28 protein-coding genes and 2 tRNA genes are annotated in these 26457 nt (G+C 50.0%); 20 read left to right on the top strand and 10 right to left on the bottom strand.

The window, feature by feature from the left end; genetic code table 11:
- Window positions 1-5: 5 nt before the first annotated feature.
- Window positions 6-374 carry a hypothetical protein gene (locus tag INP79_RS04495; RefSeq protein WP_194753100.1) on the bottom strand — a complete coding sequence of 123 codons (369 nt, stop codon included), beginning with the start codon at window positions 372-374 and terminating at the stop codon, window positions 6-8.
- A 272-nt stretch (window positions 375-646) separates the two neighbouring features.
- Here INP79_RS04495 and recA point away from each other — a divergent pair, with 272 nt between their 5' ends.
- The 7 genes from recA to INP79_RS04530 all read left to right on the top strand — a co-directional run bounded on the left by recA (window position 647) and on the right by INP79_RS04530 (window position 7779).
- Complete coding sequence (gene recA, locus INP79_RS04500; protein WP_194740763.1) at window positions 647-1675, top strand: recombinase RecA; 1029 nt, start codon at window positions 647-649, stop codon at window positions 1673-1675.
- 17 nt (window positions 1676-1692) lie between these two features.
- Window positions 1693-2154: a recombination regulator RecX gene (gene recX / locus INP79_RS04505; protein ID WP_370583227.1), complete on the top strand. Its 462-nt coding sequence runs from the start codon at window positions 1693-1695 to the stop codon at window positions 2152-2154.
- Window positions 2129-4780, top strand: a complete 2652-nt coding sequence (gene alaS / locus INP79_RS04510) for an alanine--tRNA ligase (protein WP_194753102.1) — start codon at window positions 2129-2131, stop codon at window positions 4778-4780. Before recX ends, alaS begins: the two co-directional genes overlap by 26 nt.
- A gap of 25 nt (window positions 4781-4805) precedes the next feature.
- On the top strand, window positions 4806-6035 hold the full coding sequence (locus tag INP79_RS04515; protein WP_019881715.1) for an aspartate kinase: 1230 nt from the start codon (window positions 4806-4808) through the stop codon (window positions 6033-6035).
- 292 nt (window positions 6036-6327) lie between these two features.
- Window positions 6328-6421 (top strand) — tRNA-Ser (locus INP79_RS04520).
- A gap of 121 nt (window positions 6422-6542) precedes the next feature.
- A tRNA-Arg gene (locus INP79_RS04525) sits at window positions 6543-6619 on the top strand.
- Between the two features lie 230 nt (window positions 6620-6849).
- Window positions 6850-7779, top strand: coding sequence for a polyprenyl synthetase family protein (locus tag INP79_RS04530; RefSeq protein ID WP_194753854.1), 930 nt, complete (start codon window positions 6850-6852; stop codon window positions 7777-7779).
- A 63-nt stretch (window positions 7780-7842) separates the two neighbouring features.
- Here the strand turns inward: INP79_RS04530 and INP79_RS04535 are convergent, their stop codons facing one another.
- Window positions 7843-8259: a hypothetical protein gene (locus INP79_RS04535; protein WP_194753103.1), complete on the bottom strand. Its 417-nt coding sequence runs from the start codon at window positions 8257-8259 to the stop codon at window positions 7843-7845.
- A gap of 248 nt (window positions 8260-8507) precedes the next feature.
- Here INP79_RS04535 and INP79_RS04540 point away from each other — a divergent pair, with 248 nt between their 5' ends.
- The 5 genes from INP79_RS04540 to INP79_RS04560 all read left to right on the top strand — a co-directional run bounded on the left by INP79_RS04540 (window position 8508) and on the right by INP79_RS04560 (window position 11442).
- The gene (locus tag INP79_RS04540; RefSeq protein WP_194753104.1) at window positions 8508-9347 is read left to right on the top strand and encodes an A24 family peptidase; all 840 of its coding nucleotides are present in this window, start codon (window positions 8508-8510) and stop codon (window positions 9345-9347) included.
- On the top strand, window positions 9347-9946 hold the full coding sequence (gene coaE / locus INP79_RS04545) for a dephospho-CoA kinase (RefSeq protein WP_194753105.1): 600 nt from the start codon (window positions 9347-9349) through the stop codon (window positions 9944-9946). Before INP79_RS04540 ends, coaE begins: the two co-directional genes overlap by 1 nt.
- Window positions 9947-10015: 69 nt before the next feature.
- Window positions 10016-10789, top strand: coding sequence for a cell division protein ZapD (zapD, locus tag INP79_RS04550; protein ID WP_194740769.1), 774 nt, complete (start codon window positions 10016-10018; stop codon window positions 10787-10789).
- Window positions 10790-10815: 26 nt separating this feature from the next.
- Window positions 10816-10977 (top strand): DNA gyrase inhibitor YacG, encoded by a 162-nt coding sequence (locus INP79_RS04555; protein WP_369751528.1) that lies wholly within the window; start codon window positions 10816-10818, stop codon window positions 10975-10977.
- Window positions 10978-10998: 21 nt separating this feature from the next.
- A complete protein-coding gene (locus INP79_RS04560) occupies window positions 10999-11442 on the top strand; it encodes a copper chaperone PCu(A)C (protein ID WP_194753106.1) in 444 nt (147 codons plus the stop codon).
- Between the two features lie 40 nt (window positions 11443-11482).
- On the opposite strand, the gene INP79_RS04565 is transcribed toward INP79_RS04560, so the two are convergent.
- The 5 genes from INP79_RS04565 to INP79_RS04585 all read right to left on the bottom strand — a co-directional run bounded on the left by INP79_RS04565 (window position 11483) and on the right by INP79_RS04585 (window position 15157).
- A complete protein-coding gene (locus INP79_RS04565) occupies window positions 11483-11713 on the bottom strand; it encodes a VF530 family DNA-binding protein (protein ID WP_194753107.1) in 231 nt (76 codons plus the stop codon).
- A 31-nt stretch (window positions 11714-11744) separates the two neighbouring features.
- Complete coding sequence (locus INP79_RS04570) at window positions 11745-12662, bottom strand: hypothetical protein (protein ID WP_194753108.1); 918 nt, start codon at window positions 12660-12662, stop codon at window positions 11745-11747.
- A gap of 25 nt (window positions 12663-12687) precedes the next feature.
- Window positions 12688-13146 carry a hypothetical protein gene (locus INP79_RS04575; protein ID WP_194753109.1) on the bottom strand — a complete coding sequence of 153 codons (459 nt, stop codon included), beginning with the start codon at window positions 13144-13146 and terminating at the stop codon, window positions 12688-12690.
- Window positions 13147-13334: 188 nt separating this feature from the next.
- Window positions 13335-14294, bottom strand: a complete 960-nt coding sequence (locus tag INP79_RS04580; RefSeq protein ID WP_194753110.1) for a Nudix family hydrolase — start codon at window positions 14292-14294, stop codon at window positions 13335-13337.
- 5 nt (window positions 14295-14299) lie between these two features.
- Complete coding sequence (locus INP79_RS04585) at window positions 14300-15157, bottom strand: ATP-binding protein (RefSeq protein ID WP_194753111.1); 858 nt, start codon at window positions 15155-15157, stop codon at window positions 14300-14302.
- 161 nt (window positions 15158-15318) lie between these two features.
- Between INP79_RS04585 and INP79_RS04590 the strand changes: the two genes are divergently transcribed.
- Window positions 15319-15885 carry a nucleoside triphosphate pyrophosphatase gene (locus INP79_RS04590; RefSeq protein ID WP_194753112.1) on the top strand — a complete coding sequence of 189 codons (567 nt, stop codon included), beginning with the start codon at window positions 15319-15321 and terminating at the stop codon, window positions 15883-15885.
- Window positions 15886-15931: 46 nt separating this feature from the next.
- On the top strand, window positions 15932-17398 hold the full coding sequence (rng, locus tag INP79_RS04595) for a ribonuclease G (protein ID WP_228519808.1): 1467 nt from the start codon (window positions 15932-15934) through the stop codon (window positions 17396-17398).
- A gap of 45 nt (window positions 17399-17443) precedes the next feature.
- Here rng and INP79_RS04600 read toward each other — a convergent pair whose 3' ends face one another.
- From INP79_RS04600 to INP79_RS04610, 3 genes are read right to left on the bottom strand one after another with little or no spacing between them, the layout of a single operon-like run.
- Entirely contained in the window at window positions 17444-17992 is a 549-nt protein-coding gene (locus INP79_RS04600; protein ID WP_194753855.1) for a YggT family protein, read from the bottom strand.
- Window positions 17992-18825 (bottom strand): pyrroline-5-carboxylate reductase, encoded by an 834-nt coding sequence (gene proC / locus INP79_RS04605; protein WP_194753114.1) that lies wholly within the window; start codon window positions 18823-18825, stop codon window positions 17992-17994. The genes INP79_RS04600 and proC overlap by 1 nt, the downstream gene beginning before the upstream one ends.
- A gap of 5 nt (window positions 18826-18830) precedes the next feature.
- Window positions 18831-19547, bottom strand: coding sequence for a YggS family pyridoxal phosphate-dependent enzyme (locus tag INP79_RS04610; RefSeq protein ID WP_194753115.1), 717 nt, complete (start codon window positions 19545-19547; stop codon window positions 18831-18833).
- 76 nt (window positions 19548-19623) lie between these two features.
- On the opposite strand from INP79_RS04610, the gene INP79_RS04615 reads away from it, so the two are divergent.
- The 6 genes from INP79_RS04615 (at window position 19624) to INP79_RS04640 (ending at window position 26447) form a co-directional block, all read left to right on the top strand.
- Complete coding sequence (locus tag INP79_RS04615) at window positions 19624-20667, top strand: type IV pilus twitching motility protein PilT (protein ID WP_194740782.1); 1044 nt, start codon at window positions 19624-19626, stop codon at window positions 20665-20667.
- Window positions 20668-20671: 4 nt separating this feature from the next.
- Window positions 20672-21832 (top strand): PilT/PilU family type 4a pilus ATPase, encoded by a 1161-nt coding sequence (locus INP79_RS04620; RefSeq protein ID WP_194753116.1) that lies wholly within the window; start codon window positions 20672-20674, stop codon window positions 21830-21832.
- Window positions 21833-22120: 288 nt separating this feature from the next.
- Complete coding sequence (locus INP79_RS04625) at window positions 22121-23041, top strand: helix-turn-helix transcriptional regulator (protein WP_194753117.1); 921 nt, start codon at window positions 22121-22123, stop codon at window positions 23039-23041.
- Between the two features lie 34 nt (window positions 23042-23075).
- On the top strand, window positions 23076-24230 hold the full coding sequence (locus INP79_RS04630) for a helix-turn-helix transcriptional regulator (RefSeq protein WP_194753118.1): 1155 nt from the start codon (window positions 23076-23078) through the stop codon (window positions 24228-24230).
- A gap of 294 nt (window positions 24231-24524) precedes the next feature.
- Window positions 24525-25352, top strand: a complete 828-nt coding sequence (locus tag INP79_RS04635; protein ID WP_194753119.1) for a DUF1566 domain-containing protein — start codon at window positions 24525-24527, stop codon at window positions 25350-25352.
- A 237-nt stretch (window positions 25353-25589) separates the two neighbouring features.
- A complete protein-coding gene (locus INP79_RS04640; RefSeq protein ID WP_194753120.1) occupies window positions 25590-26447 on the top strand; it encodes a PEP-CTERM sorting domain-containing protein in 858 nt (285 codons plus the stop codon).
- The last annotated feature ends 10 nt before the right edge of the window (window positions 26448-26457 follow it).

The following is a 26457-nucleotide window of genomic DNA, read 5'->3' on the forward strand; positions in this document are numbered from 1 at the left end:
CAGAACTAGCGGTGATGATGGTGGCCGTGGCCGTGGCCGTGGCCGTGGCCATGTCCGCCGCCGTTCCAGCCACCGCCGTAAAAGTTTCTCGGACCATAGTTATAACCACCATAGCCACCGTTTCCATACGAAAACTGGATAAAGCCAGGTGCTGGTTGCGGGTAAGCTACGGCTGGCACACCATAGAAGTTACTTTGCGGGTGGCGGTAAACGACCACTGGTGGTGGCGCATAATAGACCGGTGGTGGTGCGTAGTAAGCGGGTGGGTATGGATTGCCAACGACCACGCCGACTGACCAGTTATCCTGTGCTTGCGCGCTGAATGCAGCCAGGCTGCCCAGTGCAAACGTCAATATATATTTTACGGTTTTCATAAATTCTCCTCACACGGAAAACAAATTAATGCTCTCTGTAGCTTTAACGCACCTGCCTTATAACGGTTGACAACCATTACGTGCAACAGTGCTGGCCTGGCATTGCTTATTTGCAATCACCGGCCATCCCTCGCAGATGGCATTCACTCGCCTAATTCATGGCTTCGCCATTTCACTGATGGTCGATTTATGAAATAATTAGAAGTTATTGTTTGAAGTATATAGCGTTTGTGTAAACAACGCATTTTTATTGGTCAAAGAAAGCAATCAGCATGGATGACAACAAAAGCAAAGCGCTCGCCGCCGCACTCTCTCAAATTGAAAAACAGTTCGGCAAAGGCTCCATTATGCGCATGGGCGATGGCGATATTGGTGAAGACTTGCAAGTGGTCTCTACCGGTTCGCTGGGCCTGGATATTGCGCTGGGCGTAGGCGGTTTGCCACGTGGCCGTATTGTTGAGATTTATGGCCCGGAATCTTCAGGTAAAACGACGCTGACTTTGTCTGCCATTGCTGAAATGCAAAAGCTGGGTGGCGTGGCCGCGTTTATCGATGCCGAGCACGCCTTGGATCCACAATATGCGGCCAAGCTGGGCGTCAATGTGCCTGAGCTGCTGATTTCTCAGCCAGACACGGGCGAGCAGGCGCTGGAAATTGCCGACATGCTGGTGCGTTCTGGTTCTGTCGATATCGTGGTGGTGGACTCGGTGGCAGCCCTGACGCCACGTGCTGAAATTGAAGGCGAAATGGGCGACAGCCATATGGGCCTGCAAGCGCGCTTGATGTCACAGGCGCTGCGTAAACTGACCGGCAATATCAAGCGTACCAATACGCTGGTGATCTTCATTAACCAAATCCGTATGAAAATTGGTGTCATGTTTGGCAACCCGGAAACCACCACTGGCGGTAACGCGCTGAAGTTTTACTCATCCGTGCGTCTGGATATCCGCCGTACGGGCGCGATTAAAAAGGGCGACGAAGTGATTGGTTCTGAGACTAAAGTCAAAGTCATCAAAAATAAAGTCGCGCCGCCGTTTAAGCAGGCAGAATTCGACATTATGTATGGCGAAGGGATTTCACGTCTGGGTGAAGTGATCGAGTTGGGTACCAACCTCAAACTGGTGGAAAAAGCCGGTGCCTGGTATAGCTACAATGGCGAAAAAATCGGCCAGGGTAAGGAAAATGCCAAAGAGTTCCTGCGTGAAAACCCAGCGATTGCCGCTGAGATCGAAGCCAAAATCCGCGAAAACTCCAATGTGCTGGCCGATAGTATGCCTTCAGCCAGAGGTGAGGACGATTAATCCCTTTGCGGCAAACCGTGGAGAAATCGCTGCGCCAGCGTGCGCTTGAGTTGTTAAGCAAGCGCGAGTATTCCGCCGCTGAGTTGGCGCAAAAGCTTAAAGGCTACGCTGGCGAAGAAGATGATATCCCGGCCTTGATTGCGGATTTCAAAGGCCGTGGCTGGTTAAGTGATGCACGCTATACCGAGCAAATGGTGCATGCGCGCCAGGCCAAGTTCGGTGCGGCGCGGGTAGCGCACGAGTTGCGTGAAAAAGGGGTGGATGACACCCTGATTGCCGAAGCCGTTGCCGGTTTGCAGGACAATGAAGTAGAACGCGCCAGGGAAGTCTGGCGCAAAAAGTTTAAAGCGGCCGCGACGACGCGTGAGGAATGGGCGAAACAAGCCCGTTTTTTACAAAGTCGCGGTTTTACGTTTGAAGTGATTAAACAAATTTTGAATAGACACGCAGAAGATGACAGTCCAGAAGACGACAGTTAGTTACGGAAGCAATCCTTCCAGCAAGCAAATCCGCCAGGCATTCCTGGATTTTTTTGCTTCCAAAGGCCATCAGGTAGTGGCTTCCAGTTCACTGGTGCCACACGGCGACCCGACCTTGCTGTTTACCAATGCGGGTATGAACCAGTTTAAAGACGTATTCCTTGGCTTTGACAAGCGCGCCTATACGCGTGCGGCCTCAGCCCAGAAATGTGTACGTGCTGGCGGCAAGCACAATGACCTCGAAAACGTCGGTTACACTGCGCGTCACCATACCTTTTTTGAGATGCTGGGTAACTTTAGTTTTGGCGATTATTTCAAGCGCGATGCCATTGCATTCGCCTGGGAGTTGTTGACTGAAGTCTACGCCTTGCCGAAAGAGCGCCTGATGGTGACGGTATACGCGGAAGATGATGAAGCGTATGACATCTGGCACAAAGAAGTCGGCGTGCCTGCGGACAAGATTGTCCGTATTGGCGATAACAAGGGCGCACGTTATGCCTCTGACAACTTCTGGATGATGGGCGATACCGGTCCTTGCGGCCCTTGTACCGAAATTTTCTATGATCACGGTGCACATATCCCTGGTGGTCCTCCAGGATCACCTGATGAAGATGGTGACCGCTTTATCGAAATCTGGAACAACGTCTTCATGCAGTTTAACCGCGATGAAGCGGGTGTCATGCATCCACTGCCTAAGCCATCGGTAGATACTGGTATGGGTTTGGAGCGTATTTCTGCCGTGTTGCAAGGCGTGCATGCCAACTACGAAATTGATTTGTTCCAGGCGCTGATTAAAGCAGCTGCGCGCGAAACCCATACGGCTGACCTGGATAGCCCGTCACTCAAAGTGCTGGCTGACCATATCCGTGCCTGCTCCTTCCTGATTGCCGATGGTGTGATTCCGGGTAACGAAGGCCGCGGTTACGTGTTGCGCCGGATTATCCGCCGCGCCATCCGTCATGGTTACAAACTGGGCTGTAGAGCCGCCTTCTTCCACAAGCTGGTTGCGGACCTGGTGGCTGAAATGGGCGAGGCTTATCCTGAGCTCGTGAGCAACCAGACACGTATCACTGATATTCTCAAGCAGGAAGAAGACCGCTTCTTTGAAACCATTGAAAACGGTATGCAGATTCTGGAAGCTGAACTGGCGACCAAACCTGCTATTTTCAATGGCGACCTGGCGTTTAAATTACACGATACCTTTGGCTTCCCGCTGGATTTGACCGCAGATATTTGCCGTGAACGTGGTGTGACCGTGGATACGGCAGGTTTTGATGCTGCCATGGCGCGCCAGAAAGAACAGGCGCGTGCGGCGGGTAAGTTCAAAATGGCGCTGAATCTTGAATATGATGGCGCGGCGACGACATTCCATGGTTACGATAAACTGGAAACTCCGGCCAAAGTACTGGCGCTGTATAAGGATGGTAGCGCAGTCCATATCTTGAATGAAGGGGATCTGGGCGTGGTGGTGCTGGACCATACGCCTTTCTATGCTGAATCTGGCGGCCAGATTGGCGACAGCGGTGAACTCAAGTCCGCCAACGGTATTTTTGCCGTAGAAGATACGCAAAAAATTCAGGCGGCGGTGTTTGGGCATCATGGCGTGCTCAAGACCGGCACCTTGTCAGTCGGTGATGAATTGGCTGCCAAAGTCAATCTGCAAGCGCGTGCCAACACCATGCGTAACCACTCTGCCACACACTTGATGCACAAAGCCTTGCGTGAAGTGTTGGGCGAGCACGTGCAACAAAAAGGCAGCCTGGTGGATACTGAAAAAACCCGTTTTGACTTTGTGCACAATGCGCCGATGACCGATGCAGAGATTGCCAAAGTCGAGGCATTGGTGAATGCAGAAATTCTTGCCAACGCGGCGACCCAGGCGCGTGTGATGGACATTGAGTCTGCACAGCAAACTGGCGCCATGATGCTGTTTGGCGAAAAATATGGTGACGAAGTGCGCGTGCTCGATATTGGCACCTCGCGTGAGCTATGCGGAGGCACCCATGTTAGCCGCACTGGCGATATTGGCTTGTTTAAAATCACCGCTGAGAGCGGTGTGGCTGCTGGCGTGCGTCGTGTAGAAGCGACCACAGGCGAGGGTGCATTAAAGCTGGTGCAGGCGCAACAAACCCTGATTAATCAGGTAGCTGGTGAGCTAAAAGCGCCAGCGCATGAGTTGCCTGCCAAAATCGCCCAGGTGATGGATAACGTGAAGTCCCTGGAAAAAGAACTGGCACGACTCAAGTCCAAACTGGCGTCCTCCCAAGGGGATGACCTGGCGACACAGGCACTGGATATCAACGGTGTGAAGGTGTTGGCAGCAACCTTGGAAGGTGCGGATGCCAATGCCTTGCGCGAAACCATGGATAAGCTCAAGGATAAGCTTAAATCTGCCGTCATTGTCTTGTCCAGTGTGGCCGACGGTAAAGTCAGCCTGGCGGCAGGTGTCACCAGTGACTTAACCGGCAAAGTGAAAGCCGGTGAGCTGGTGAATCACGTTGCAGGCCAGGTGGGTGGCAAAGGTGGTGGCAAGCCGGATATGGCGATGGCTGGTGGTACCGAGCCTGCCAATTTGCCGCAGGCTCTGGCCAGCGTGAGGGCTTGGGCAGAAGCAAAACTAAATTAATTCAATTGATTAACAGAGCGAAATAATGGCATTAATCGTACAAAAATATGGCGGCACCTCAGTCGCCAATCCCGAGCGTATCCGTCATGTGGCGCGTCGTGTTGCGCGCTATAAGGCCATGGGGCATCAAGTGGTGGTCGTGGTGTCTGCCATGTCCGGCGAAACAAACCGTTTGATCTCCTTGGCCAAGGAAATCATGCCGGATCCTGATCCGCGTGAGTTGGACGTGATGGTGTCTACTGGTGAGCAAGTGACTATAGGCATGACTGCCCTGGCGTTGATGGAGCTGGGTATCAAGGCAAAAAGCTATACCGGCACCCAAGTCAAAATCCTGACGGATGATGCTTATAACAAAGCGCGGATTCTGGACATTGACCAGCACAACCTGAAAAAAGACCTCGATGACGGCTATGTCTGTGTCGTGGCAGGCTTTCAGGGCGTGGATGCCAATGGCAATATCACCACGCTGGGTCGCGGTGGTTCCGACACCACTGGTGTGGCCTTGGCGGCTGCTTTAAAAGCCGATGAATGCCAAATCTATACTGATGTGGATGGCGTATATACCACCGATCCTCGCGTAGTGCCTGAGGCGCGTCGACTGGAAAAAATCACTTTTGAAGAGATGCTGGAGCTGGCCTCTCAAGGCTCCAAAGTGCTACAGATCCGTTCTGTAGAGTTCGCCGGTAAATACAAAGTCAAATTACGTGTGCTCTCAAGCTTTGAAGAAGAAGGCGACGGCACACTGATCACATTCGAAGAAAATGAGGAAAACATGGAAGAACCAATTATCTCCGGCATCGCTTTTAATCGCGATGAGGCGAAAATTACTGTGACTGGCGTGCCTGATAAACCAGGCATCGCTTATCAGATTCTGGGGCCGGTGGCCGATGCCAATATCGATGTCGATATGATTATCCAGAACGTCGGCGCTGATGGCACGACTGACTTTACGTTCACTGTACACAAAAATGAGATGAACAAAACACTGGCGTTGCTGCGCGACAAGGTGCAAGGTCATATTCAGGCACGTGAAATCAGTGGCGATGACAAGATCGCCAAGGTGTCTGTGGTCGGTGTGGGTATGCGCTCACATGTGGGTATTGCCAGCCAGATGTTCCGTACATTGGCCGAAGAGGGTATTAATATCCAGATGATTTCTACCAGCGAAATTAAAATCGCCGTGGTGATCGAAGAGAAATATATGGAGCTGGCGGTACGCGTGTTACACAAGGCATTTGGCCTTGAAAACGCTTAATAGAAACGCGGAATAAGCGGCTGCGCGGGTGAATAACTGCGTTACGCGGTACTCAAAATCCTCATGTACTCCATGTACATTCCGGTTTCTGCGTTCCGTGCGCCTTGTACTTCATCCCGCTCGCTCGCTTATTTCACCTTTCTTTTATATAAAGAAATAAAACATTCTTGTTTTTGACGTTGATTTCTGAAGGGTTTTCACGTAGTATGGCGCCCTTCGATGCAGTAGCAATGCTGCAAAGAAAACAGCGTAAGCTGTGTTGGTTTTTATTAGGACTTGATTGTTTTAATAAGGTGAGCTGGCCGAGAGGTCGAAGGCACTTCCCTGCTAAGGAAGCATATGGGCTTAAACCTGTATCGAGGGTTCGAATCCCTCGCTCACCGCCAAAAACCTTGCTCCGTGCGGGTATGGTTTTTTGGTAAATTGGTTGTTTGATGTGAATCTGCACCGCCACAAAGCTTAAAATAGTGTTATAATGCTGTTTTTGTTGCAAAGCAACAAACCTTGGCGCCCGTAGCTCAGTTGGATAGAGTATTTGGCTACGAACCAAAGGGTCGGGCGTTCGAATCGCTCCGGGCGCGCCAAAAATAAAAAGCCTTGTTTCTTCGGAAGCAAGGCTTTTTTCTTTCCTGTGGTAGATCATTGCATTTGCTGCTTATTCGTAGATGTTGCTGCATGATCAACCCCGTCTGTATGTATATTCTGCCGCCTTGAGCGTAGCGAGAGGCAGGGCAGGTATGGTATGCTTTAACTTTGTTTTTTCATTGGTGTTTCAGTGTCTCTAAATGCTTGTTTGGCGCGGATTGCAGGCGATATGCAGCAGGTGGATGCCGTTATTCGCCAGTCTTTGTCATCCCAAGTTCCGCTGATTAATCAAATTTCGGAATACATCATCCACAGCGGTGGCAAACGCTTGCGTCCGGCACTGGTGTTGATGTCCGGCGATTTGGCTGGCGCGGTGACGCCGGCCCATCATTCGCTGGCCGCCATTATCGAATTTATTCATACCGCGACCTTGCTGCATGATGACGTGGTTGATGCGTCTGAGCTGCGTCGTGGTAAATCAACTGCTAATCATGTCTATGGCAACCCGGCCAGTGTGCTGGTGGGTGACTTTTTGTATTCGCGCGCTTTCCAGATGATGGTCAAGTTGCAAAACATGCGCGTGATGGAGATTTTGGCCGACGCGACCAATGTGATTTCTGAAGGTGAAGTGTTGCAGTTGCTCAACGTGCGCAATATTGGCGTCAGTGAGCAGGATTATTTGCAGGTGATTCACTTTAAAACCGCCAAACTGTTTGAAGCTGCGACGCGTTTGGGCGCTGTGCAGTGCCAGGCCAACGCTGAGCAGGAAGAGGGTTTGGCCACCTATGGCATGCATTTGGGCACTGCGTTTCAGCTGATTGATGATGTGCTGGATTTGACTGGTGACAGCGAGAAGATTGGTAAAACCCTAGGTAATGATCTTGCAGAAGGCAAAGTAACGCTGCCGATGTTGTACGCGATTCAACAAGCGCCAGCGGCACAGGCTGACCTGGTGAAGCAGGCATTGCTAGAGGGGCAGGTATCTCAATTAGGTGCCGTGCTGGATATTTTGCATGCCGTGAAAGCATTTGATTATGTGCGCGCCGTCGCACAAAAAGAAGCCAGCCTGGCTTGTGAAGCCTTATCGGTGTTTGCACCAACTGCCGCCAAACAGGCTTTGCTGGATTTGGCTAATTTCTCTGTCAGTCGTCAGCAATAATTAGACAGTCAGCCTGTGGCCAGGCTGACTGTGACAGCTTCAGTTCAATCTACTTTTGCAATATCAGTTCAATGCGATTGGCTCGCCACTGACGTGGTAGTAGCTGAGTCGTGCGCAGTCGTTGGTGGCATTGGTGAGTGCGCCATCAAACAGTGACTGGCCATTCACATCGACCACTGCGTAGCCGTTGTGGTACAGCGTCACTTCTGCCTGCATATCTTTTTCGGCGATCAGTTCGGCAGCCTTATGCAAACCGCGTGTTTGCAGCGAACGCATGCCAAAGCTGATGCAGTTTTCCTCTTCTTCTTCACTGTAAACTTCCCAGTGAGATTGTCCGGTCAGTTTGGTGAGCCAGCCTGGCAAGTCCACTTCTACCCGGCAAATGACGGGCTCATCCCAGGCAGGATGCTCGACTTGATTTAACTCGACCTGATTGAGACCTGCTTCGGTCGGTGGCGTAAATTTGATTTGATCAGACATAGGCAACTTCCTTCACTTGATAACGGATGTCACTTAAACACAGCTACAAACCTGATCGGTTGCACTGTAGCATCCATCTTACACATAAATGGTGCCAGACAAGTGGTTTTCAAGGCAGGGAAAGCCCCTTTTAAGCAGGTTTTGCCGTCTTTTAGCCTTGCTTACTTGCATTAACGATGCGATGATGCAGCAACCTTAACTATGTTATCGGTATCATGTCAGAAATCCTTGAACCCGTTTTAAGTTTAATGCAGACGCAACCCCATTTTTTGCAGGCAGTGTGCTTGATGATTGGCTTGCTGGTGGGTAGTTTTCTCAATGTGGTGATCCATCGCTTACCCAAGATGATGGAGCGCGAATGGCACGCCAGCTGCCTGGATTTGCAAGGACAAACCGCGCCGGAGCAGCCAAAATATAACCTGGTCACACCGCGCTCTGCTTGCCCGCATTGCGGACACAAGATAACTGCCATCGAAAATATCCCTGTCATCAGCTACCTGTTCTTGCGCGGGCGCTGCCGAGGCTGTAAAGCGTCAATTTCCGTACGTTATCCACTGGTCGAGTTGCTCACTGGCTTGCTGTCATTGGCTGTCGCTGTGCAGTATGGTTACAGCATGCTGACGATATTTGCCCTGGCATTTGTGTTTGCATTGGTTGCATTAACGTTTATCGATTTTGACACCCAGTTGCTCCCCGATGATATTACGCTGCCTTTGTTATGGCTGGGCCTGTTGCTGAATATCAAATACGGATTTACCGACCTCACCTCAGCCGTGGTTGGTGCAATGGCAGGTTACCTGGTGTTATGGTCAGTCTATTGGCTATTCAAGCTGGTCACAGGCAAAGAGGGGATGGGTTATGGTGACTTTAAACTGCTGGCCGCGATCGGTGCCTGGTTCGGCTGGCAATTATTACCCGCCGTTATTTTGCTGAGCTCGGTGGTGGGCAGTGTGATCGGCATCGGCTTGATCTTGCTTAAAGGCAAAACCCGCCAAACAGCGATTCCGTTTGGCCCATTTTTGGCGCTGGGCGGCATTGCAGCTTTGTTTTACGGGCAAGCGCTAGCTTCCTATTACCTGGTCCCATAATGAGCAAAGTCGTGGCCGTGACTGGCGGCATAGGCAGTGGTAAAACCGAAGTCTGCAAAGCGTTTATGGCACTCGGTGTGCCTGTGGTCGATTTAGACCATATCGCCCGTGACATGAGCGCGCCGGGCAGCCCGGCCATGCAGGCGGTGCGTGCGCAGTTTGGCGATGCCATGTTTAATGCCGATGGTCAGCTTGATCGGGCAAAATTACGCGAATTGGTCTTTGCCGAGCCTGATGCACTGGATCAACTCAATCAAATTATGCATCCGGCCATTCGCAGCGAAGCGATCAGGCAAATTGCACAGCATACTGAGGCTTACGTGGTGCTGGCGATTCCGTTGTTGGTGGAAAGCCGCGATGACTGGCGCATGATTGATCACGTGCTGGTGGTGGATTGCGATGAGCAGACGCAACTTACGCGCGTAATACAGCGCAGCCAGCTGTCAGAAGGCATGGCGCAGGCCATGATCGCCGCGCAAAGCAGCCGCGATGAACGTTTAGCCATTGCCGATTCGGTGATCGAAAACGATCAAACACTGGCTAAATTGCAGGAAAAAGTGCTAGAGTTTCATAAAAATTTCTCTAAGACTTGCCAGTGAATGAAAAGGGTTTCATAATCAGGCTTTTATTGCATACTTTTCAAGTATCAGCTGACAGAAAAGGCTGCCGTGTCGAGCTACGAGTTTCCATTTAACGAGCGCATCAGAACTTATCTCCGCCTAGAAGATCTGTTCGTCAAGATGTTGCACCACATTGAGATTGGGCATGAGATCAGTCATCATGTCGCGCTGATTTCCATGCTGCAAATCCTGGATTTGATTGATCGCGGGGATTTGAAGGTCGATCTGCTACAAGAGCTGGACAGGCACAAAGTCCAGCTATCGTTTCTGCAAACCAATCCAAATATTGACAAGCATGCGCTGGCGAGCACCTTATCCAGCCTGGATCGCTGCGCCACTGCATTGCGTTCTGACCATCAAAAACTCGGCCAGTCCTTACGTGAAAATGACTGGTTAATGAGCGTCAAACAACGCACCAGTATTCCTGGCGGCGTCTGTGAGTTTGATTTACCGTCTTACCGTCATTGGTTGTACCTGGGTGTGGAACGTCGTAAAGACGACTTCGATAACTGGCTGGCCAAATTGATGCCTATGTACGAATCGATCCGCCTGATTTTGCAACTGCTGCGCGGCAGTGGTCAGGTGTTGTCATTGGTGGCGCATCATGGTGCTTACCAGCAGCAATTGTCAGGGCATAAACCAGCGCAACTGTTGCGCATCGAGATAGACCATGACGAATGCTTCCCGGAAGTCAGTGCCAATAAATACGCGATCAATATCCGCTTCCAAAAACTCGATTTCGTGCAACGCCCCAAAGGCTGCGAGCAGGACATCCCATTCAAGATGATCGTCTGTAACTTTACCGGGGCTGGACACAATTGACACAGCCCGCCGTAAAACCCCGCAAGGTGGCTTGTCCGTCTTGTGGCGAAACTTCGGAGTACTCCACCGCTAATCCATATCGCCCATTCTGCAGTGAGCGTTGCAAACTGGTCGACCTCGGCGATTGGGCCACGGAGAAGTTTCGTATTCCTGATAGCACCCCGCCAGATTTATACGAGCCAGAATAACTGGCTGCCAGGATTCTGAATATGCAAAAAACAGCCTTCTTATCCCGCCTCGTCACCAGCGTTTGCCTGATCGGCTGGCTGGGTGTTGCACATGCAGAAGTCAAACTAAGCGATGCCTGGGTGCGTGCCTCCAATCCAGGCCAATCTGTCGGCGCCGCCTACGTTACATTATCCAGCGCGCAGGATGTCACCCTGGTCTATGCAGAAACAGAGCGTGCTGGCACGGTAGAAATGCACAGCATGACCATGCAGAACGGCGTCATGAAAATGCGTAGTATGGAAGAGCTGCCAGTGCCTGCTGGCAAACCAGTTAAACTGGCACCGGGTGGCCTGCACTTAATGCTGTTTGAACTGCCCACACCGCTTAAAGCAGGCGAACAAGTTAAATTCAGACTGTGCTTCAAAGACAAACAAGGCAAGATTACCGACCAGTTTGTCACCATGCCGGTAAAAGCCGCGCCCTGATTTAAAATCGCTTCATGTGGGGGTGAAGCCCCAATCAATATCAGCCGTGATTTTTAGCAAAAGTCGCGACATATAAATTTTCTACCTCAGTCCGCGCCCATGGCGTCCTCCGCAAAAACTTCAAGCTGGATTTCACAGAGGGATCACTCTTGAAGCAGTTGATATTCACTTTTTGCGCGAGTCTATCCCAGCCGTAATGCTCGACCAGTTGTATTACAATGTATTCAAGCGTCACCCCATGCAAGGGATTATTGGGTTGTTGTGTGTTCATGTATTCAGTCAATAGAAGTTCAATCGGTCACTTACTCGGTGCTCAAGCAAGTTTTCGCTTGCGCTGGAATGGTTAGGCGGCATAGTGGCTCTTTGTGAGAGTCGACTGGAGAAAATATGGGTTTGGTTTCCATGGATGCTGTAAATTCAGGAGTAGAGTAAATATATCGAAACTCGTCGCCCTGTTTTTGGAACAATAGCAGGGCTCCTTCCGTGCTTGCAATAATGTTAGCGTTGCCCGTGAACTCCCTTGTGACGATCATATGTGGTTCGTCATTCCGCAATAAACTTGCGCGCATACTACCCATGAAGAATGCCGTAACAATAAGAGCAGCGGTCGCTGTTACAAATGTTGCGGATGCCGCTCGTCCTGAGTAAGCAGGACGTCTTTTAATTTTTTTGATGAAAATGCTTGGGTTTGGTTGAAGAAAGAATCCGGCTCTAACAAGCCCAGACAGGAAAACAAATATAATGGATGTGAAGAGTCCAACGCCGGAAAACCAGGTCATCGTAAATTTTACATATATAGCCAACATCACTAAAAGAAATATGGCAGCTTGAAGAATAACCCAAATATACCCTTCCCATTTGATGGTTTCTTTGTGCGAGCGAACGAAGCGACGCTGATGCAACCAGGCCATCTTTCTGCGGAATCCGAGCTCCAGCCGATCGGTTGCAGTGAGGAATGGAAGTGCAACGAGTTGAAACATGGAAGTCAATACTCGCGCAAAAACTGCACAAAAAAGCACATAAAACAGAAATGTGGCGGTCACTCCTTTGGCTAGTGGTAACCCGGCAACGGCTACGATTTGTAATGGAACCTTCATTAAAAAGCCAGCGTAGTGGGCTAGCGATAAAGATAATATTGCTAGAGCTCCAGAGAGCAGAGATGTCTTTCGCTGCCAAACCTCATGGAGCCAGCCTTGTTTGAATAATGATTCGAGCAACATTAATCACTTTCCACTTGGTGAAGTCTCATAGTGCTTTTGAGTATTCGTTGGTTTCTTCCGTGTCGGTGCAAAGAGACGCGCATGAGCTTTTTGAAATATTCAATTCTTTGCCATCAGGGCTAAGAGAGAAAAAACACATGTGCCCGGCAGCACGATAGCTATCAGGTATTTTTGTTGGGTTTTCAGATACTCGAAACTTGATTTCGATGCGCTTCGCATTTTCTGGAGCATAAGAAAGATTGTTTTCGATGCCCGCAAATTGAATGTCTGATGAATAACGTATTAATCCAGGGCAGATGGTTTTGATCTTCGGCCATACGTCTTCAACTGTCGTTTTGATAGCGGCAGGTGTTTCAGGGGCTATCGAAATAGTTAATTCAGGTTCTTTAGTGCAACCGAATAAAAAAATGGCATAAGCGGCCATGATTGCAAGTTGAGAATAGATTGCTTTGGATATATTTCTGTGCGGTGAGGATGCTGCCATGAAGAGAAACCTAGCTTGAAATGTGTACCTTGGATATTTTATTTTTCGGTCAAAAGTACATTCTGGATTGATTAAGGGTGTAAATTGATATTTGACAATTTTTGTTAATATCTGGTGCATCTTAAGATAGAAATATTAATGCGTCAATTTAGATGAAACCTTGAGACTTCAATATCAACTCTATGTATTTAAAGTGAGCGCCAAAGTGCACGTTGCATCGCGACACCACGCGCACCACAGGCTTGCGATTGTGAAAGATGCTCCAGGCGCATACCGCCCAACCCATACACTGGAATTTCTAACCCATTCAGCATTTCACTAAACTTCTCCCAGCCTAATCCAGTGGCTTCCAGGTGGCTTTGGGTTGGCAGCACGGGGGAGAGCAGGGCGAAGTCTAATTGCAGGGCTTGTGCTTTTTGCAATTGCTCTACATCGTGGCAAGAGGCGCCGACTAATAAATGATCCGGTTTTTTCGTGAGTGCAAGCAGGCGCTGGCTGTTTAAATGCACCCCCTGGTAGCCAAGTTGTTGGGCTTGTTCTGGGCTGCTATTTAGCAAGCATCGACAATTGTAGGGGGCACACAGTGTCAGTACTTTTTCGCTTAGTTGAGCGAGGGCTTCGTTATCAAGTTGAGGTTCACGAATTTGCAGCAGTTGCAGGCCTTGGTCTAATTGTTGTTTTAGCGCTTGCAAGAAGGCGGGTTCGCCCATCTCTTGCACATTGCTAATGGCATAAACGGGCGGCAGGCTTAGGGCTTGCATAATTGGCGCGTTGGCGGGTAGCACAGGGGTGACGTTGAGTTTTTGCGGATGTTGCCAGGCGAATTGCTGGCCTTCGCGTGCTTGTAACTCACCTTGCCATGCATGCACGAAAAAGAAGTGCAGGAGTACGGTTTTGGCTTCGGCATCATGGGTGGCCGGGTAGTCGTAGCGACGTTTGATCCACGGCTGTATTTGCGTGGGGGTAATGCCGAGTTCTTCCTGGGACTCACGGATCAATGCGTGTTCTGGCGTTTCGCCAGATTCAATCTTACCGCCGGGAAACTCCCACCAGCCCGCCCAACCTTTGCCATTGGGGCGGCTGGCGAGCAGGTATTCACCATCGGGTTTCATCAGGATGGCAACGGCGACTTGTACGAGTTTGGTCATAGTAATCAGGATTTCAGTTGCAGCTTGCCTGCGTAATCTTTGGCAAACTGGTAGGCGACGCGGCCGCTACGGGCGCCTCGGGTGTGGTAAAACTGGAGAGCGGCGTGGCGCGCGGTGTCATCCATAATAATGCCAAACGTGTCCAGCCAGTGCTCGGCGATGCTCAGGTATTCGTCCTGGTCAAAACTGTAAAAAGATAGCCACAGGCCAAAGCGCTCGGCCAGCGAGGTTTTTTCGTCTATGGTGTCGTTCTGGCGGATTTCACCTTTGTCTACAATCGGCTGGTTGTCCGCCATATATTCCGGCATCAGGTTTTTGCGGTTAGAGGTGGCGTACACCAGCAGGTTGGATGAAGCGTTCTCAATCGAACCATCGAGGATCACTTTGAGCGCTTTGTAGCCGGTGTCGTTGGCTTCAAAGGTGAGGTCATCACAGAAAATAATAAACTTTTCAGGCCGTGAGCGAATCAGCTGCGCAATTTGTGGCAGGTCGTTCAGGTCCTGTTTTTCTACTTCGATCAGGCGCAGGCCTTGGTCAGCATAAGCGTTGAGCAGCGCTTTGACCAGTGACGATTTGCCAGTGCCGCGTGCGCCTGTGAGCAGCACATGGTTGGCAGGTAGGCCTTGTAAAAATTGGCGGGTGTTACGCACGACTTCGGTTTTTTGCCGGTCAATAAATTGTATGTCTTGCAGCAATACCGCATGCGGGTGCTCCACGGCCTGTAGTTGGCCATGTGTGCCGTGTTTGACCCAGCGCCAGGCAATGGCTTGCCAGTTGATGTCGGCGGGCGGTGCAGGCAGCAGGGTTTCCAGGCGCGTGATCAGTTGTTCAGCGCGCTGCAACAGATGTTCTAGTGAGTTCATGCGAGTAGCTTGGTGAGAAAAGACAAACGAGCGGTTATTGTACACAATGCGGCAAGTGCCTGTTAGTGCAAGTTGGGTCGCAATTGGGACTGCCTTTAACGCAAAATCCCCTGTGTTTGTGTTACCTTGTGCGGCTTGTTTATTACGTTTGTGGAATCTCCATGTCTCAACAAAAGATCATTCTGGCGTCACGCAGTCCGCGTCGCGTAGAGTTACTGGCGCAGTTGGGTGTGCAATGCGATATTTTGCCTGCAGACATTGATGAATCGAATTTGCCTGGCGAAGACCCTGCGTTGTATGTGCAGCGTTTAGCCAGCGCCAAGGCATTGGCCATCGCTGCCACGCATGGCGAACAGGGCTTGCCGATTTTGGCTGCGGATACGACCGTGGCGTTAGGGCTGGATATTCTAGGCAAACCTGCCGATGCCAGCGAGGCATTGGATATGTTATCGCGCCTGAGTGGCAGCGTGCATCTGGTACATACGGCGGTAGCCGTGTATCGCGCAGGGGCGGTGCGCTGTTTGCTGAACACGACCGAGGTTGAGATGATGCAGGTGCCACAAGCGGTGTTGCTGGACTATATCGCCTCGGGCGAACCGATGGATAAGGCAGGTGCCTATGGCATACAGGGGCGCGCGGGTGCGTGGATTGTGCGCATTGCTGGCAGTTATAGCGGTGTGATGGGTTTGCCCTTGCATGAAACGGCGCAGTTGCTGCACGCATGGTAAACTTTGTATAAAAATAATGATCGGGATCGGGTAAAGCAAAATGTCATTGGCGCAGGAAGTATTGATTAACGTCACGCCGCAGGAGACGCGCGTGGCGATTCTGGAGCAGGGCATTGTCCAGGAGCTACACATAGAGCGGGCTTCGTCGCTGGGCATTGTCGGCAATATCTACCGCGGCACTGTGGTACGTGTGTTGCCGGGCATGCAGTCGGCCTTTGTCGAAATCGGCTTGCAGCGCGCAGCCTTTTTGCATGCGGCAGACATTATGGAGTGCCATGCCGAAGAGGGTGACATTAAAAAAGAGCGCCCGATTCAAGAGGTGTTGCACGAAGGGCAGTCGATCATCGTCCAGGTGATTAAAGAGGCGATTGGTACCAAAGGGGCGCGATTAACCACTGAAATCAGTATTGCCGGACGCTTTCTCGTTTATTTGCCATACCAGAAACACATCGGTGTTTCACAGCGCATAGATATCGAAGAAGAACGCGAGTTCTTGCGTAACCGCTTGCTGGGCTTGCTGCCCGAGGAGCGTGAAGGTGGCTACATTATCCGCACTATGTCTGAGAATGCGACTGATGAAGAGTTGTTGGCAGACATTGAGTATCTGCGCAAAGTCTGGCAAAAAATCCAGGCTGAAAGCAAAAAGGTCGGTGAGCGTTCGCTGATTTTTTATGACCTGAGTTTGCCACGCCGTATTCTGCGCGATGTGGTGTGTACTGAAACGACCAGTATTCGTGTCGATTCGCGCGAAATGTTTGAGCGTCTGAAAGAGTTTGCCGAGTTGTATGTCTCACACGCCGTCAAGCCGCTCACACACTACAAAGGCGAGCGCTCGCTGTTTGAGTTTTATGACATTGAAAGCGAAATCGAAAAAGCCTTGTCGCGCAAAGTGGAGCTTAAATCCGGCGGTTACCTGATTTTTGACCAGACCGAAGCGCTGACCACGGTAGACGTCAATACCGGCAGCTTTGTCAGCGGTAAGAACCTGTCTGATACCATTTTTAAAACCAATCTTGAGGCGGCGCAAACTATCGCGCGGCAATTGCGTTTGCGCAACCTGGGCGGCATTATCATTATCGACTTTATTGATATGGATGAAGATGCGCAGCGCGAAGCCGTGCTGGAGGAGTTGCGCAAAGCGGTGATGCTGGACAGGGCCCGCATCAATGTCAACGGCTTTTCTGCGCTAGGCCTGGTTGAGCTGACACGCAAGCGCACGCGCGAAAGCCTAGCGCATTTGTTATGTGAGTCTTGCCAGGTGTGTCAGGGCCGTGGTGAGCTCAAAACTGCGCAAACCATTTGTTATGAAATCATGCGCGAAGTCTTGCGTGAGTCCAAGCAGTTTAAAAGCGCCAAAGAATTCAAGATTCTGGCATCCCCTGAAGTGATTAATATGCTGGGCGATGAAGAGTCGCAGAGCCTGGCCAGTTTGTCTGACTTTATTAAAAAGCCGCTGTCGCTGCATCCGGATACGCAGTACGGACGGGAAGAGTTTGATATTGTCTGGATATAAAAAAAGGACGACAGATAGTCGTCCTTTTTTGTTACGTCCGGGTTCTTAAAGAATGCCTGTTGCCAGGCCTGGCAGCACAATATGGCTGACCATTTGCAATAAAATCAGCGCGACCAGTGCAGAAAAGTCAAAGCCCTGAATCGGTGGCAAAATACGGCGTAATGGTTCCAGAATAGGCGCTGACAGTTGATTCAACACACCGTAAATCGGGCTGTACGGGTTGACCCAGCTTAAAATTGCCATCAGCAGAATGGCATAGAAAAACACATCGACCATTTGCGCCAGCACACCAAACACCGCTTGCCATACCCAGAAAAATGGTGAGGCAGGTGCGCCAGTCAGTAAGGATAACAGTGCAAACAAAATGATCTGCATCAACAAGGCCAGCAGCAATGTCGATAAATCCCACTGCTTGATCGGGCGAATCAGTTTACGTGCGGGTTTGACCATAAAGTCGGTCAGTGCCATGGTCATTTGCCCCAAAGGATTCTGGAACGAAGTACGTGTCCATTGCATTAAAAAACGCAGTACCAGTAAAAACGTCAGAATGCCGAAGGCGGCATTGAGTAAAAAAGTCGTCATGTTTTGCAACATCATGCTTGTGCTCCCAGTTGATCACCCAGTTCTTTGGCGCGGCGTGCGGCTTGCGCAGCGGCATCTTGCATCATGCCATGAATATCATGCTGGCGCATGCTGAGCAGCCCTTGTTCGGTGGTGCCGCCTTTGGAGGTGACCTGTTCACGCAAGGTAGGGATCGGCGTGCTGCTGCCAGCGGCCAACAGGCTGGCGCCTTTAAACGTCGCCAGGCTCAGTTTGAGCGATTGTGCTTCACTGAGGCCTAATGCAACACCCGCTGCGGTCAATGCTTCTATCATCAAAAAGACATAAGCCGGGCCGCTGCCAGAGATGGCGGTGACGGCATCCAGTTGTACTTCATCATCTAGCCAAACCACTTCGCCCGCCGCTTGTAATACTGCGTCAGCCAATTCACGCTGCGTGGCAGAGACGGCAGGCAAAGCGTAAGCGCCGGTAATACCGGCCTGAATTTGCGCCGGAGTGTTGGGCATGGTGCGTACCATGGTTTGATAGCCATTTAACCAGCGGCTGAGGTCTGCTGTGCGTATGCCTGCAGCGACCGACACCACCAGTTGCGATTGCAGCAAAGGGGCCAGTGCCTGTGCCACACTTTGCAATTGTTGTGGCTTCACGGCCAGCACAATGATGTCGGCCGCCAGTGACTCTGCCGTCAGGCTGGCACTGGTGTGGATGCCCAAAGTCGTTTGCAGGTGCGGGTGTTTGGCCGTATCCGGGTCAACCACGGTGATGTTCTGCATGTTAAATGCGCGTTGTTGCAGGCCTATCATCAAGGCTTGTGCCATATTGCCGCCGCCAATAAAGGCAATGCGAGTGGCTGAAAGTGATTGCATGGTGATCAGGTTCCTTGTTTCGCTGAATCTGTGGGTAAAGAAGGGGTGCGCGCACCAAAAATGGCCGTGCCTATACGTACCAGTGTGGCGCCTTCGGCAATGGCAGCCGCAAAATCGCCGCTCATGCCTATGGATAATGTGTCCAGTTGCAGGCCGTGGTTGTTCAATTGTTCAAACAGGGCGCGCACCTGCCGAAATTGGTCACGCTGCTGCTCAAAGTCACGGCAAGGTGCCGGAATCGCCATCAAGCCGCGTAGCTGCAAGTGTGGCAACTGTTTGATATTTAAGGCGAGTTCCAATAGCTCCTGGCCACTGGCACCACTTTTGCTTGCCTCTTCGCTGATGTTCACTTGTAGGCAAATGTTTAATGGCGGCAGGTCAGATGGACGCGCATCTGACAGGCGTTGAGCAATTTTCAGGCGATCAACCGAGTGCACCCAGTCGAAATGACGGGCAATTGGCTGTGTTTTATTGCTTTGAATTGGCCCGATAAAGTGCCATGCTATAGCACAGTCATCTAGTTCCGCCTGTTTTTGCAGGGCTTCCTGCAGATAGTTCTCGCCAAACACGGTTTGGCCAGCGTCATAGGCGGCACGGATCGCAGTAGCAGGTTGTGCTTTGCTGACTGCGCATAGCGTGACAGGTTGCGTCGCCTGAAAGCGTGCCTGTGCATCTGTGATCTGTTGGCGGATACAGGCAAGGTTGTCAGAGAGGGCAGTCATGGCGGCTAAACAAGTGTTGAAGAACTAAGAATACAAAACCAAAGCAACATTATATAAATAATCACCGGAGTCGATTGTGGATATTTCAGATTTATTGGCATTTTCAGTTAAAAATAAAGCCTCGGACTTGCATTTGTCCTCCGGCCTGCCACCGATGATTCGTGTGCATGGTGATGTGCGCAAAATTAACTTACCCGCCATGGAGCAGGCTGAAGTGCGCAGCATGCTGTATGACATCATGAATGACAACCAGCGCAAAGTGTATGAAGAAACGCTGGAGTGTGACTTCTCGTTTGAGATTCCAGACCTGGCACGTTTCCGGGTCAACGCGTTTAACCAGCAACGCGGTGCAGGTGCGGTGTTCCGTACTATTCCGAGCAAGGTGCTGACGCTGGATGAGCTGAATGCACCCAAAGTGTTCAAGGATATTGCAGACACGCCACGCGGCATTGTGCTGGTGACCGGGCCAACTGGCTCTGGTAAGTCCACCACACTGGCAGCGATGATTGATTACATTAATGAATCGCAGATGTCGCACGTGTTGACCGTGGAAGACCCGATCGAATTTGTGCACACTTCCAAAAAGTCGCTGATCAACCAGCGTGAGGTCGGCCCGCATACGCAATCCTTTGAAAACGCGTTGCGCTCAGCCTTGCGTGAAGACCCGGATGTGATCCTGGTGGGCGAGATGCGTGACCTGGAAACCATCCGACTGGCGCTGACAGCCGCCGAAACCGGCCACCTGGTGTTCGGCACCTTGCATACCAGCTCTGCCGCAAAAACCATCGACCGGGTAGTCGACGTGTTCCCGGCGGCCGAGAAAGAAATGGTACGTTCCATGTTGTCTGAGTCTCTGCGCGCCGTGATTTCACAAACCCTGTGTAAAACCAAGGATGAGCAAGGCCGCGTGGCTGCGCATGAAATCATGATGGGCACGCCAGCCATTCGTAACCTGATTCGTGAAAACAAGATTGCGCAGATGTATTCTGCCATCCAGACCGGTCAGAGCATGGGCATGCAAACCCTGGACCAGAACCTGCAAGACCTGGTCAAACGTAATGTCATCAGTGCCGCTGAGGCGCGCACCAAGGCAGCAAACCGTGACGCTATCATCGGCTAATAATATGGATAGTACGCAAACGGTGGGCGATCACGCCCAGACGGAAAAATTCGTCAATGACTTGCTGAAGCTCATGATTACGCGTAAAGCGTCTGACTTGTTTATCACGGCGGGCTTTCCGCCGGCGATGAAGATAGACGGCAAGCTGACGCCGGTCTCCTCACAAACACTGAATACCCAGCAAACGGCAGAAATTGCGCGTACCGTCATGAACGACAAGCAGGCGCAGGAGTTCCAGGAGACGCTGGAATGTAATTTTGCCATTAGCATGCCGTCCGTTGGCCGTTTCCGCGTCAACGCCTTTATCCAGCGCAGTGCTGTGGGGCTGGTGTTCCGCGTCATTAATACTAATATTCCCAAGTTTGATGACCTCAAGCTACCACCCATCCTCAAAGACGTGGTGATGGCCAAGCGCGGCCTGATCATTTTTGTCGGCGGCACCGGTTCCGGTAAGTCCACCTCGATGGCCGCCATGCTGGGGCACCGCAACGAAAGCAGTTACGGCCACATTATTACGATTGAAGACCCGGTGGAGTTTGTGCATAGCCATCGCAACTGTATCGTCACGCAGCGTGAAGTGGGCGTGGATACCGAAAATTGGCATGCGGCACTCAAAAACACCTTGCGCCAGGCGCCAGACGTCATCATGATTGGTGAGATCCGTGACCGCGAAACCATGGATTACGCCATTGCCTTCTCGGAGACCGGCCACTTGTGTCTGGCCACCCTGCACGCCAACAGCACCAACCAGGCGCTGGACCGGATTATTAACTTTTTCCCCGAAGAGCGCCGTCAGCAGCTATTGATGGACTTGTCGCTAAACTTGCGTTGTGTGGCTTCGCAGCGGTTGATACCCAAACTCGATAGTAGTGGCCGTGTCGCCGCCGTGGAGGTATTGCTGCATTCGCCGCTGATTTCTGACCTGATTTATAAAGGTGATGTGCACGCCATTAAAGAGATCATGGCCAAGTCCCGTGAATTAGGCATGCAAACGTTTGACCAGGCATTATTTGACTTGTTTGAGTCTGGCCAGATTAGTTATGACGACGCCTTGCGCAATGCTGACTCGGTCAATGACTTGCGGCTCAAGTTTAAATTGAATAGTAAAGTCATGAATCCTGAGAACCAGGAGCGTAGCAAGATTTCTGACCTGGATATCTTATAAAGCTGACTATCTTCATCTTTGGCGTCATATACAACACTCCAGATTCAACTGACAGCGACCAACAGCCGTAGTACTCTGTAGGTCGCGTCATCCAATCCCGCCAGGATTTGGGAACCCCAAAAATCACAATACACTGCCGTTCATCAGAGTGAGTGTTGTTCACTCATGAAAATTTAAATCGTCTGTTGGTCGAAAAATCAAACAAATATCTCGAGTTATGTAGTATTTTAAAAAAACACTTATGTAAGACTTTTTAATTCGGTTTAATTTTTTGAAATTTTGACCATCATGGTGCATACATCAAGCGCAATCGAAGAACTGGTTGATTTGATTTATGAAACTTTGGAGCGCCCGGCGCTATGGGACACGGTATTTGACCGTATATCAAGTTGTTTTGGCGTTAACGTCATTGCGAACTCTTCAATATTTTCCACCCTCGGCCAGTATCTCACCCCGTTTGAAAGCCTTTCGCTAACCAATCATCAACCTTTGTTTGAGATAGAAGCCAGCACTTCAAGTGATCACGCTCTGCTACAAAGTCTGGATGCGCATATCCGACGCGTTGTTTATTTGAAGCAGATGATTGCTCAACGCAAACAGCAAGCAGAAATAAGTGTTCGTATGCTGGATTCAGTCAGGCCTGGTGTTTTAATGGTGCGAGCGGATGGTGAAGTTGTATATATCAACCCTGCTGCACGCGGGCTGCTTAGAGCGAACTCTGTACTGTCGATACGCACAAACCGTATTTGGTCACCAAACCCGCAAAAATACCAGCAACTAAAATCGGCGATCAATAAAATGATTGTGTCAGAACATGCCAGCCACTCTGGGAAAACAGATAGCCATCTGGTCATCCGCCACCTGAAAGATGCACTTTATGTGCACCTCTCTCTCATTTCGAATGAGTCAAATACGACGCCATCAATCCAAAAACTATTGGAAGAGCAAGCCATTGTGATGTTGCAGATGACAGACCTCAAACAAGGGCTTTCAATCAATGCAAGGCAACAAGTGCTGTCTGCTTACCAATTGACCAAGGCGGAACTGAATATTGCCGTGCTGGTGGCAGAGGGTCTGCAAGTCAATCAAATGTCAGCGCTGTTGCAATTGAGCGCAAATACCATCCGCGCCCAACTTAAAGCCATTTATAAAAAAACCAATACCCATAGGCAAGCTGAGTTAATGCAATTGCTGTTGCGCTTTGATTAATTCCATTATTCGCAAATCTTTATGAAAGCAAACCATGCAAACAACCTCAGATATGCAATATCTCGAACTCGTTGGCGAAATTTATGACGCGGCCTTGAAGCCGGAAAAGTGGCCAGAAATCTTGCAAAAACTGGGTCAGTTTATGCAATCAAGTAAAGCTGTCCTGTTTACCAATTTACATCTGCCATCACAAGGTGGATTTTATTTTACCTGGGGCATCCCGCAAGCAGTGACACAGCAATATGTTGATCACTACCAGCCACACGATGTATGGACACAAGTAGGCATCCAAAAAGAAATTTTCTATGAGGGCAAGGTCACGCTTGGGACTGAACTAGTGCCGCATCAACAGTTTCTGGAATCAAAAATCTGGCGAGAACTATTGGTACAGGCCGATATGGCAAGATTATGTACTGGTGTGGTGTTTGGCATAGATAACCAATATGCCATGCCAGTAGGGGTCTCATTATTTCGCGGGGTGAACGATCCCTCTTTTGATGAACAAGACAGGCAAAAGCTACAACGTTTACTCAGGCATTTTTCGCGTGCACTTGGTGTCATGTTTCAATTGCGGGATGCTGATCTTCAAATCGCGGCCTCACGAACCGCATTGGATGGCTTGCGTAGTGGCGTGATATTACTCAATGCGAATAGCGAGATTCTGTTAGCCAATCAGGCTGCACAGCGTATTCTACAAAGTCAGGATGGACTGACCACCAGTGAAAAAAATACGCTCACTACCAATTGTGCAGAGACCCAATCCGCGATTGAACAGATTCTGCAAACCTGCCTTCAACATGACCTGATGGAGGTGCCGCATTTCTCGCAATCTATCGCCATTAACAGGACTTCTGGTAAAGCTGCCTACAAACTGTTTTTTTCCCGGTTACCAGAACATCACGATTTTGTTGCAGTGCCTAGCACCCATCATGCCATGCTGTTTATCACCGATACAGAGCAACCACTTAAACTCTCTGTTGAGCTATTAAAAACTACCTATGGTTTGACTGATGCTGAAGTCAAACTTGCCCAGCAATGCCTCGTCAACGACAGCATGCCCGCCCTCACCACAGCGCTCAATCTCAGCGAAAACACCATCAAAACCCAGCTAGCCAGCATCTATCAAAAATGTGGTATCCACCATCGCGCAGAACTCATGAAAGTCCTCATGGCATTAGCCACCGACTGATCACCATCGTGCCCCATCCTGATTTAAAGCGATGGGGCTTTCATCAAGCTCGCCTACTGCAGTTTTTTCAATGCTTAGGCTCAAGATAGCAAGAGCCCTCAGGGGCTTTTTCGTTGTCACGCAAATTACTTTTATCCAATAAATTGGTTTTTAACCCATTTGGGTGATGTGCGATGTTTTTGCTATGACTACCATATCTCACATAACACGTGACCAGTCACTAACGCCGTGAAAGTTAAATAAAAACGACTGGCACCCGCTTTGACAGGCTTCTCATCCTACAGGGTACACACCATGCAATTGATTACACCAACAAAACCGCTACTTGCGGGCTTGCTTCTGCTGGGCGCGACGCAAGCACACGCCACACTCACTAGTTATAACGTCAATGGTGTTGATCTTGTATATAGCTCAGTCAGCGATGTCACTTGGACAAAAGATGCGAGTTTGTTACGAAGTATGTTTGTTAGTCAGGGGTTTAATAACGTTGTTGGCGATATTATCGCCACTAGCCCGACCATCACCAACACACCTAATCTTCTCAATCCAACAGGGATTTATACGATCAGAGCTTCTGACTTCGACAGCTATGGCGTAACCACATGGTTTGGTGCCATGGCGTATGTTAACTACCTTAATAGTATCAACTATGCAGGCAGCAACCAATGGCGATTGCCGACCGTGATAGACACAGGCTCTTTGGGCTGTAATTTCGCTAATAGTGGCACTGACTGCGGTTTTAACGTCGCGGGCAATGGCAGCGCTGCCGGTAATGAGTTATCCGAGTTGTATTATCAAGAGCTAGGTGGCAAAGGATATTACAGCTCCAACGGCGCATTACAATCTGGCTACGGCATGCCTAACACTGCCACTTTTGATAATGAGAGATGGGGCTACTGGTCTGGCACGGAGTATATGCCTTCTCCACTTGCCGCGTGGATGTTCTCTAATGACGATGGCTTGCAGACTTACTTCAATATGGACGCTCTACTTAATGTATGGGTTGTGAGCCCTGGACAAATCTCAGTCGTGCCCGAGCCTGATAGTTTTGCTCTGTTGTTCTCAGGTCTGAGTTTGCTGGGTTTATTGACAGCCCGCCGCAAGTCTTACTCAACAAGCTAAAAGTATCTTTTTAACTTGTAAGTTATGTGCAAGCGCTAATAAAACAATGAAAAGCTTGCACTAATGAGTGGGTCTGCTGTGCCTGAACAGGCCTACTAAAGCACTTTAGAGCTTGCGACCAGATTGAGCGAATTTGTAGCACTTACAGTCCCTGAATTTAACTAGCTCAAGTTTTTGGGCTTACTCATCGCAATATCTGCTTGTTCGGCATAACGATTTTTCACAATAAGGAGTTTTATGATGCAACACTTTTATCAAAAAATGGCTGTCATGGCCGTGAGTGCAGTGTTAGCTACGCCAGCATTTGCTTACAGTTATTCATCGGCATTCACAAATAGTTTTTATTGGGCATTAACTGATTTAGACCCCGATGATGGCATTGCTCCTAGTATTACCTGGAATGAAAACTTTGACAGCGTGGTTTTTGGCTCCATTTTTGAAGGTGGCACCCAACTAAGATATTTTGAAAGTAATGGCTCAGGCACGTTTGGAGACGTGTCAGATTCAGTAAATACCCCTTTAACCCAAGCAGGTGCAAGAGTAAGTAGTAGTAATGCCCTCTCTGCATTCGGTGCCAATAGTGCAAATGATACACAGTACCATGCTACTGCCTGGCCCGGCGCTCATCCGGGTAGTTTTACGTTGAGCCCACAAACTGAAGTGCAATTTTTTCTAGTGGGCAATGTTTATGCTGAAAGTACAGCTGAAGTCAATACGTACAATTATGCTGATGCCTATGCAGGTTTAGGCGTCTTTGATGCTCTTGGACCTTATGACACTTGGCTGGGTATTAGAGGCTCAGAAATTGAAGCAAGCTCTAAAGATGGTGTCACCTATGTGAGTTTGTATGACGTTTCTGATTACTCCACGATAGCTGGATACCCACTTTTGAGTTCTGGTACTACTTTATGGCTTGATGTGAGCTATAGCAACACAAGCAATGACCTTAAAAATGGTTACATTTTTCAATACGCAGGAGTGGCTGGTGCCTCTATCACTACTCCTGTCCCTGAGCCAGAAAACTACGCTTTACTCATGGCGGGATTAGGTTTAATCGGCTTATTCACAAAGCGGCGTAACAACGCTCAGCCGTAATTCAAAAGTC

The sequence above is a fragment of the Methylophilus sp. QUAN genome, from assembly GCF_015354445.1.
Lineage (GTDB): Bacteria > Pseudomonadota > Gammaproteobacteria > Burkholderiales > Methylophilaceae > Methylophilus.